This is a genomic window from Lacrimispora brassicae (genome assembly GCF_054772055.1).
Genome location: NZ_BRYH01000019.1, coordinates 1 through 10,385 on the forward strand (window position 1 = coordinate 1; position 10,385 = coordinate 10,385).

The following is a 10,385-nucleotide window of genomic DNA, read 5'->3' on the forward strand; positions in this document are numbered from 1 at the left end:
ATCTGAAGGAAGGCGGCGGTGAATATCTGGTCTGACGAACAGAAATCTCATTAGGCTAAGTGCATGGATAAGGTTGCAACCCAAACCTTTTCAAATAAAATAATAGCCAAGCTGGGATATACCTCCATGCTTGACTATTATCCAATAGTTTATGAAAACTAAGGAACCGCCTAGTACCGAACGGTATGCTAGGTGGTATGGGAGGTCGGTAGATAAAATAATTATATACCTCCTACCCGATTTGAACACACAGTGTGGAGGAAATCAACGGGCTGACTTGAAAAAGTAAATTCCGGTGTAAGACTAAATTCCACTGCCTTTTAAAGATTGTTGTAAATGGTAGAGGTTTTTACGCATAATTATAAGATTTCTGCTATAATTAAGCTAACTTCTTACAAAAATTCATGTTTCAGGGCAAAGAAAACAGGCCACTGGAGTTTCGTGTGCAAGACTAAATTCCACTAGCCACATTTAAAAAATGTGAAAAGTTTACTTCCAGTCCGACAGCAGATTTATGTAAGTTAGTTAACGGTTATAGCGAATCAGCTTAGGCGTCAGATTGACCTCATCAGGGGTAATTCGCCTAAGCTGAAGCTCTTTTAAGGTATCTTCGCCAAAGGACTCTAAAGCCAGATCATATGGTGTTTTTCCACCCAGGCTTTCCCGTGGTGTGGAGTTGATATGATTAACAATCAGATTCACGTCCCATTGAGTTAAAAACTCAAAGCTGGTTCCTTTTGGAAGTACCATATGAAGCATGGTATGGACATTTTCGACGCCTCCTTTCTGGCCGCTGCGCATGGGATCACAGTAGTAGAGACTACAGCGCTGAAGTTCACTGATCCCAGTCTCCAGGCTTTCAGGATCGCCAAATTCGGAGCCACGGTCAGTTAATACGTATTCGAACAAGGAAACGAATTCATAAGTTCCCAGCCGTTTTTCAAGACGGTCAAATACAAGCCGGACGGCACCTTCGGTGCACCTGTTCATCAGGAATGCAAGAAACAGCTTTTCTCTGGTAAAGTAGAACGTCAGCAAAGTCTTTTTCGATTCACGGGAAGAATGAACCGTGTCCATTTCTGTAAAGTATTCAAGGCCCAGAGACTGAAAATCAAGATAGGTTCTGTTGACAAAAACAGAGCGGTTTGTAATCTGTGTTTTATGGCATTTGCGTGGCTTGAACTTAGGCTTGCGCTTTAAATCTATGTTTCTGGAGGAGAATAAGCCTTTGTCAATGTAGGTATAGATTGTGCGGACAGACATATCCAGTTCCGGATGATTTATGGCAATCTGATAGGGAGATTGCCCCTGCATAATCAGGGGAGTAACAATCATATCTTTTTGATGCAGCTCATGTTTTGTCAAGGAGATGCCGGTTCTGGAATCACGGAGCAACTCATGATATTTGCGGTCAGCAAACCGTGCATTGTATGTGTATTTGTGAGCAATGGTACAATGGGAGAGTTTCTTGTCACAGCCATTGCAGACGTATGGGGCTTTATCCAGGCGGGAGCATCGTTCTTTCACGAAATCCTGACAGGTCTGGTTGCAGGTTGGACAAGAAGTGCATTTGATTCCGCATACAAGAATCTTGTTGCATACATTTATTTTGCGACAACGATACCTGTGAATGCAGAAGTTCCTGGCATTGTAGAAGGTACCTTTATGATACCAGTCAGAGGAACGTCTGACCTTGATCTCCTTAGAGATGGTAGTTGGATCTTTGCACAGGTATTTTGCGATCTCCTTAAAGGTGTGGTTCTGATTTAAAGAGTTCTCAATAAAAACACGATCCTTCAGGGTAAGATGTTTCTGGTTACCAGGGATATATTTGCTCATAGAATCTCCTTCTACTGCTGTCAGAAGGAGTTATAAAAATATCATATATGTATGAAAGAGTAAATGTCAACTGTGCAGAGGTAAATGCTACCGACTTGAGAAGGAGTGGAATTTACTTTTTTAATTCTGGTTGAAATCAACGGTAAGAACATCTGTTTGCGTTATCCATAATAATATGGTATATTATCTCTATAGGTTGCAATAGAGGAATTGTGATGAAGATGATAATTAATTGAGTTTGTTTACAGCCGTCAAAGATTGAAAGGAATAGACCTTTAAGTGAGATAGCTTATATCAAAAAAAGGAGGTAGCGGGTATTTCTCGTAATTAAAATGCGTATGAACAAAAATGACAAGAAATATAAACCTGTTAAAATACCGGGACAAATTTCTTTTTTTGAAGAAAAGGAAAATCAATTAAAACAGTTTCTAGAAAATGTCACTTCTGTTCCCTTTGAAGATGAGGTTTTCGCTGAGATTGAAATTGACGGAGGAACAAACAGCAATCAGGCATTTTCTACACCTCAGCCACAAGTAGTAAATCCTGTCGTTGATGAGAATCGTAAGATATTTAATGAAATGAGACAAATAGCAAGAGATTTCCAGATTCCTTTTAAATTCAATTCTCATTTTTATGACAAACAAACACGGATTAATAATTCCAAAGTATTCTATAAACAAGCTGTTTTTATGAAGGATTACGAGGATGATTACAATGGTTATGTAGAGTTTTCAAACTACTTTCCTTATTACCAGCAAATGAGTTATGCGCAGCTCAGAACATATTTTACATGGCGGACTGATGTAAGAAAAGGTAATGTCACAAACGTTTCATTATCATATGCCTTTGTTTATATTTACGAGCTGATTCATAATATCGGAGTGGCCGATCCTCAGGAAGGACTTGATAAACTAATGTCTTTCTGGAGAGCTTTCAGGCGTTTTAATCCTTCGATTGATAAATATGTGATTAAGTGGATAAAGGACTATCATATTTATTATGATCTCCCGAAGCCATTTAAGGAATTTGTCTGTGAGAATAATCTACAAGCACATTATGCCAAAGTATTTATGTACGAAACAGACATGAACGACAACTTTGAATTATTTTGCAATGTTTCAAAGTATGATATCAGAAAATCAAATTTTTTTACCGATGATACAAAAGGGCAGCTCTGTGATTGTTTTTGTACTGTAATCCATAAACTTAGAGTTGCTTTTAATAGAGCCGGTATCATTTTTAACGATTTGATTTTTTATCCGACGAATAAGATGTCTATTTGGACGCCTTTTAAGGATGCATTGTTTTATTCAGCGATTAAGTTACCGGATAAGAAAGTTGTGTTTTCCGATAAAGAAATATATTTATGTTCTAAAAACAATTGGTCTTTTAGTTCCACACTGTCTACGAATAGCGGTCGGCAGCTCATTGGCTATATTATGAAACAAACAGAATCCGAGTTACGAAAAGCTACAAAGTTCAAACACAAGCTGTCTGCTGATATTAATTTAGTTAACGGTGAGCTTATAAAAAAACTTGAATCTGTGGGCCTTTCCCTTGAAAATATAATTCACGAAGCGGTGAATGAGTATTACAAAGAAGCAACAAAAATTGTTGTATCCGTGGATGAAACTTCTCTTCATAAAATAAGACTTGAAGCTGATGACACTCAGGAAAAACTAATCGTGCCAGATACCGAACCTATGACATATTTTGAATCAGGTACAGTAGAGGCTAGTCCTGTTATATCTCAAACTGTTTTTGTCGATTCCTCTGCAGCAATGCAAGACAATTGGACAAGTCTTTTTAATATACTAGGGGAAACAGAAGTGAATGCACTCAAATTAATACTTCAAGGGGATACAAATCTGAAACATTTTGCAGATGCCAACGGGGTTATGCTGGAAGTGTTGGCTGACAGTATTAATGAAAAGGCGATTGACACAATCGGTGATAACATTCTTGAACTTGACGATAGTCTGATTATATATGAAGAATATATAACTAAAATTAAGGAAATGGTGTAATATTATGGAAAATAAATTGCCGTTGAGGATAGCCAATATACTAATAAATGCATTAAAGGGCGGTGTCGTTCCCCGCGTAGGACTTGAATACATCACCGTAGGGCGAACACAGGAAATTGCAGCAATTTTACATGATATTGAAATGATTGAGGATGGAAGTGCTTCTTTTCGGTTTATTGTTGGTAAGTATGGCAGCGGTAAGAGTTTTTTACTTCAAACCATACGCAATTATGCTACAGCAAAAGGTTTTGCTGTGGTTGATGCGGACCTTTCACCTGAACGACGGTTTGCGGGAACAAAAGGGCAAGGACTTGCAACATACAAAGAACTGATCCAAAACCTTTCAACGAAATCAAAGCCGGATGGTGGTGCACTGCCGTTAATTTTGGAAAAATGGATCTCAGGCATACAGGCGTCTATAAGAGCACAGTCGGAAGCAGAAGGCGAAGAGTTCAATCGATTAGTTGAAAAACAGATATATGCTGTAGCTAGCTCTCTTGAGGGTATGGTCAACGGTTTTGAGTTCGCCAAGGCAATTGCTGCTTACTGGAGAGCATACCAACAAGATGATGCCGCAATGAAATCAAATGTACTGAAGTGGTTTCGCGGTGAATATACATCCCGCAAAGAAGCAAAGGCAGATTTGGATATTAATTTCATTGTTACGGATGAAACATGGTATGATTTTTTGAAAATATTTGCTATTTTTTTAGTAAACGCCGGATATAAGGGGTTATTGGTTTTCATTGATGAACTTGTCAATATCTTTAAGATTCCAAACTCCATCACAAGACAAAACAATTATGAAAAAATTCTGACTATGTATAACGACGTGTTACAGGGCAAAGCAAAGCATATTGGATTTTTAATCGGCGGTACACCTCAGTGTATTGAAGATAAATACAAAGGTATGTTCAGTTATGAAGCTCTTCGGTCTCGCCTTGCAGAAGGACATTTTGCCACTGACGAGATAAAGGACTTAACCGCTCCCATTATCAGGCTGCAAATGCTTACGCAAGAAGAGGTGTATGTTCTCGTTGAAAAACTGCGGGACATTCATGCACGGCTATACGACTATACACCTACGATGAGTCACGAGGATTTACTGTACTTTCTGACAGTGGAATATAATCGTGTTGGTGCAGGCACACATATCACTCCGAGAGAAATCATCCGCGATTTCATCGAACTTGTCAATATTCTGCATCAGAACCCAAAGAAAAGTGTGTCTGATATTTTAGGCAGCAACAGCTTTGAAATGGCCAAGGGTGGTCTGTCCGATGAAACGATACACAGTGATTTTTTAGATTTCGAGGTGTAAACTAAGATGGATGTATTTAACAGACTTGCTCCTTTCATACAGGATTTCATTTATCAGAACAAATGGGAGGAATTACGTGGAATTCAGGTTGCCTCTTGCGAGGTCATTTGGGGCAGTGATGACAATTTACTGCTTTCCTCTGGCACAGCCTCTGGAAAAACCGAAGCGGCTTTTTTGCCTGTGCTTACGGAGCTGTATGAGAAACCTTCCCGTTCGGTAGGCGTAATGTATATTTCACCGCTGAAAGCTCTTATTAACGACCAGTTCAAACGCCTTGAGCAGTTACTTGTTGATTCACATATTCCTGTTTGTAAATGGCACGGTGACGCATCACAAACCAAGAAAAATGAGTTAATCAAGCATCCAGAAGGGATTATCCAAATCACCCCGGAATCACTTGAAAGCCTTCTGACCAATAAGCGTGGCGCCTGCCTCCAAATGTTCTCTGATTTGCGATTTGTCATTATTGATGAAGTACATCAGTTTATGCGAGATTCGCGCGGTGTTCAGATGTTGTGCATCTTAGAACGTCTTCAAAAGCTGACCGGCGTAAATCCAAGGCGTATCGGCCTTTCGGCAACGCTTGGTGATGTGTCTTTCGCGCAGAATTGGCTCAATACAGGAACCGGCCGTAACTGTGCCGCTCCCATAACGGAAGATGGAAAGAAGCGTATCAAACTTCATGTGGAACGTTTTGTTAACCTGCACGATGAGCGTGATATCGCTGACAACGACGCAAGCGATAACAAGGTTGCAACAGGCGGGAATATGGGTGATCGTGAGCATTACGAATATTTATTTAAGATGACGCTTGATAAAAAAACTATCATCTTTACAAACAGCCGGGAAGAAACGGAACTTGTTATGGCAAATCTTCGTGAAATTGCGTTACAAAAAAAAGCGCCCGATGTTTACCGGGTTCATCACGGAAATGTTTCTGCGTTGCTTCGCGAAAACACAGAGGATGAGATGAAATCAAGTGATGATAAAATTGTCACCGGTGCAACCGTTACATTGGAGTTAGGTATTGACATTGGTTCGCTCGATCAGGCAGTACAGGTCGGCGCCCCGATCAGCGTTTCCAGCTTTGCACAGCGGCTTGGCAGATGTGGACGCCGAGGTCAGATTCCACAACTGCTATTCACCTTTGTTGAAGATATTCGAATCAATCCAGCAGATACACTGGGTCCTATCAATTGGGAATTTATCCGAACGATTGCGATTATTGAGTTGTATATAAAGGACCATTGGATAGAACCAATTTATCCCCATCATCATGCGTATAACCTTCTGTATCATCAAACGATGAGCCACTTAAAAAGCAGCGGTGAACTTTCCCCTGCAGCTCTTGCGCAGGCTGTCCTTACATTGGGCTGCTTTCGCCATATTTCCCAGGAGGATTATAAACAGTTATTGACTCATCTTATTAACATTGAGCAATTACAGCGAACAGAACATGGGGGCTTGATGATCGGCAGAGAAGGAGAAAAGATTGTAAATAGTCATCATTTTCTCACGGTTTTCCTTGCACCGGAATATTTGCTTGTTAAAGATGAAAACCGCACAATCGGTACTGTTGATAAGATTTACCCTGTTGGCACTCGCTTTGCATTGGCGGGCATGACATGGGAAACGGTTGATGTCAATACAAAATCAAAGGTTATTTTTGTTAAAAAAGTACCAGGTATTTCTGTAGTTGACTGGGACGTGGATTTCGATGCGGAGCTGCATACTGTTTTAGTAAAAAAGGTCCGCAGTATTCTTCAAGGTGATTTGCCATATCCGTACTTGAGTGAGAGGTGCCGTGAACGATTAACGGAAATACAATATATTGCCCGGAATAGCGGTATTTTAGAAAATCTGGTTACCCCTCTTTCCGATATAAAATACGCGGTGTTCCCTTGGGTGGGGACACGACAGCTATTAACTCTTCATTATGCGTTGTTGAAAAGGAAAATAAGAAGTAAACATCCTTGGATTACTTGTGTCTATTTAGAGGTAAATTTTACTGGAACGAAAGAAGAATTGGAATATATTATTTTCGATATTATAAAATCTGATCTAGATTTATATGAACTTCCTTTACCTGAGAAAGTGCAGATTGACGGTAAATATAACGAGTTTATTCCTTTTAACTTACTACGCAAACAATTTATTGAGGACTATTTGGATTTTGAAGGGTTAAAAGAGGCACTTGAGTACAAGGGAGTTGTATTTATGGGGAACAATGATACGAGATAGGGATTTTTAAAATAGCGGACGGTTCGCTTTGTTTTGGAATAATTTTAGTACTAATAATCTGTGGGGGAATTATCACTTTTATAAATTCTAAAATGATATCTTCAAGGCCAAACCATGCCCTCCCGGCATCAGTATCACAACATCGAGTAATGTGGAGATAGTGATAAGGAAGACGTATTGTGGTAATGAGGACAAAAATAAGGGTTAGATCACAAGATGTTGTGGTTTTTGGCTTGAAAATGAGAGAAAAACAGGACTAAAAATGCGATTTTTGGCGCCGTTTTTTTGCTGTTTTCACGGATGACATAAGATAATTGAAAGGAAAACCTTTCTAAATTACTAATATTGATAGGCAGGAAATGAAGGGTATAGCTCAGATGAGAGAGCGCTTGAAAGGCATTCAAGAGGTCATGGGTTAGAATCCCACTATCTCATTTAAATGGTAAGTCACAGGCATAAAAGCTTGTGGCTTAAATTATAAACTTAATAGAGACGGGGCACCTGATAGAAATTAAGGACAAATAATGAAAGGTACATCTTCAACCATGGGGATGTGCCTTTTTATTTTCCTAAAGTATTGATACCCAAAAGATTTGAGGAAAATCAGCATAGATATTGATATCCCATCATAGAGTAAATTTTCAGAAAAAGCGCATATGCAAACATATGTTTCGTTAATATAATTAGATTAGATTTAAAACATGGTAATAAAAAATGGGAGGTGTTTCCTGGATGGAAGAGTAGATCTTTTTATGCATCGATCTTAGATCATTTTATGCTTCTGTAGAATGCGTGGAGCGTGGGCTTGATCCTCTGCTTACGAATCTTGCGGTGGCTGACCCTGAGAGAAGTGAGAAAAAACAATATGTCTTGCGATTACACCATCTATGAAAGCGTTGGGGATAAAGAACCAATGCAGGGTATTTCAGATACCCAAAGATGTGCAGTACATCATGGTACCGCCGAGAATGAAACTCTACATTAAATATTCAGCGGATATTTATGGTATTTATTTAAAATATATTTTGGAAGAGGATATCCATGTTTATTCTATCGATGAGTCATTCCTTGACGTAATGGACATGGTGCATAAAGAAGCAACTACCAAATAACGAGATAGACAGCTAACAGACGAATGTATATCCATATTAACTAACCCAAATAGTAAAACAATTTAAGTATAGGCTCAATTGTAAATCGAAATGCAACCCTTCCGATTCCAGATTGAGATAAAATTTATAAATTAGATATAGATACCAGAAGGTTGCATTCTGGCTTACAAAAAAGATTGATATTCTTTCATCGATTGTTGAGATTACCAGTCTTTTCCGTTTCCTTAGATTGCTTGATTCCTATATCCTAAAAGAGTTGGCGGCAGAACGGAGGATATTGGATGTCTAAATTTTTTACTTATGAAGACAGGCTCAGCCTGCAAAAATATCTTAAAGATTCTTTGTCATTTATAGAGATCGCACGCCGCATGGATAAAAATCCAACTACCATCTCCAGAGAAGTGCGTAAATACAGCTCACACATTGCCACTGGTTATCCTGGGTTTCCTTTCAATGTCTGTAAAAGCAGATTCGATTGCCGGAAGAAAAAAATCTGTGGAAAAGAGTGTACTCGTAAATCAGATAGCTACTGTAAGCTCTGTCAGTCCTGTAATGCGAATTGCACAGACTTCCTTGAAGAAATCTGTATGGCAAGATTTCGGGCCCCCTATGTCTGCAATGGTTGCCAAACCATTGGTAAGTGTACGCTTCTGAAAACTATTTATGATGCAGAGCATGCTCACATCCACGCACATGAGAAGATTTCTGCCTCAAGGAGCGGTCTTTGTGTTTCAGAAGAGGAAATCAGCAGACTCAACCATATCATTACGCCTCTCGTGGAACAGGGGCAATCGGTCAACCAGATCTATATCAATCATCAGGATGAACTGATGTGCAGTGAAAAGACAATCTATAACTACATTGATGCATGTTTGTTTGACATTAGAAACATTGATCTGCCAAGGAAAGTAAAGTTCCGGGAGCGATACAAAAAGCCGGAATTCAAAGTTGATAAAGGCTGCCGGATCGACCGCAATTATAAAAATTTCTGTGAGTTCCTTGAGAAGTCCCCTGATGCGAACCTTGTGCAAATGGACTCTGTCATCGGGGAAAAAGGAGGTAAGTGCCTTCTTACCATCCACTTTGTGGAATGCAGCTTCATGCTTGCTTTTTTACGTGATGCGAATACTTCAAAATCAGTAACCGCTATTTTTGATAACCTGCATCAGACACTGGAGCATGAGCTGTTTAAAAAGTTGTTTCCAGTGATTCTAACCGACAATGGAAGTGAATTCTCAAATCCGAAAGCAATTGAGTATGGACCAGACCGTTTTGCCGGCTTAAGGACCAGAGTATTTTATTGTGATGCTGGGAGTCCATACCAAAAGGGTGCAATCGAAGTAAATCATGAACTGATACGCAGAGTCCTTCCCAAAGGAACAAGCTTTAATAATTTTATACAGGATGATATCAGCTTGATGATGAATCACATTAATTCTTATAAAAGAAAAAAGCTGAACAATCGTAGTCCCTACGAAACCTTCAGCTTTTATCATGGAGAAGAGGTTTTACAAAAACTCGGATGTAATCCGGTTGCCCCCGGAGACATCATGCTAAAACCTGTTCTACTCAAAAAATAATAAATTTGCATGCCGCCAACGTCTAATCTGTCTAAGGAATTAGGGGTGGATTCTCCGATTACAAAAAAATCGAGAGGGAATTGACCTCCCTTAGGCATACGCATTTTTATTATCATACAACAATAAAAGCAAAAAATCAAACTGCATTTCAATCACAAAAGTGGCTTCTGGTTTACAAAACATGCATTTCGAGTACAAAAGTAGCTTTTCGGTTACAGATATTCAATTGTCATTTACAAAGATGGCTTTTCGAATTACAAAGTGG

General features: G+C 39.2%; 5 protein-coding genes, 1 tRNA gene and 1 pseudogene. 6 read left to right on the forward strand and 1 reads right to left on the reverse strand.

What is annotated here, in order from left to right:
- Positions 1–525 precede the first annotated feature (525 nt).
- Positions 526–1,839, reverse strand: coding sequence for an IS30 family transposase (locus tag ACYVD3_RS09245; RefSeq protein WP_460642225.1), 1,314 nt, complete (start codon positions 1,837–1,839; stop codon positions 526–528).
- 338 nt (positions 1,840–2,177) lie between these two features.
- On the opposite strand from ACYVD3_RS09245, the gene ACYVD3_RS09250 reads away from it, so the two are divergent.
- The 6 genes and pseudogenes from ACYVD3_RS09250 to ACYVD3_RS09275 all read left to right on the forward strand — a co-directional run bounded on the left by ACYVD3_RS09250 (position 2,178) and on the right by ACYVD3_RS09275 (position 10,120).
- Entirely contained in the window at positions 2,178–3,866 is a 1,689-nt protein-coding gene (locus ACYVD3_RS09250; RefSeq protein ID WP_460642226.1) for a TerB N-terminal domain-containing protein, read from the forward strand.
- A gap of 4 nt (positions 3,867–3,870) precedes the next feature.
- Positions 3,871–5,187, forward strand: a complete 1,317-nt coding sequence (locus ACYVD3_RS09255; RefSeq protein ID WP_460642227.1) for an ATP-binding protein — start codon at positions 3,871–3,873, stop codon at positions 5,185–5,187.
- A 6-nt stretch (positions 5,188–5,193) separates the two neighbouring features.
- Positions 5,194–7,428, forward strand: a complete 2,235-nt coding sequence (locus ACYVD3_RS09260) for a DEAD/DEAH box helicase (protein ID WP_460642228.1) — start codon at positions 5,194–5,196, stop codon at positions 7,426–7,428.
- A 362-nt stretch (positions 7,429–7,790) separates the two neighbouring features.
- Positions 7,791–7,860 (forward strand) — tRNA-Ala (locus ACYVD3_RS09265).
- A gap of 312 nt (positions 7,861–8,172) precedes the next feature.
- A pseudogene (locus ACYVD3_RS09270) lies at positions 8,173–8,504 on the forward strand (Y-family DNA polymerase); the annotation flags it as partial.
- Between the two features lie 317 nt (positions 8,505–8,821).
- Positions 8,822–10,120 (forward strand): IS30 family transposase, encoded by a 1,299-nt coding sequence (locus ACYVD3_RS09275; protein WP_460642229.1) that lies wholly within the window; start codon positions 8,822–8,824, stop codon positions 10,118–10,120.
- The last annotated feature ends 265 nt before the right edge of the window (positions 10,121–10,385 follow it).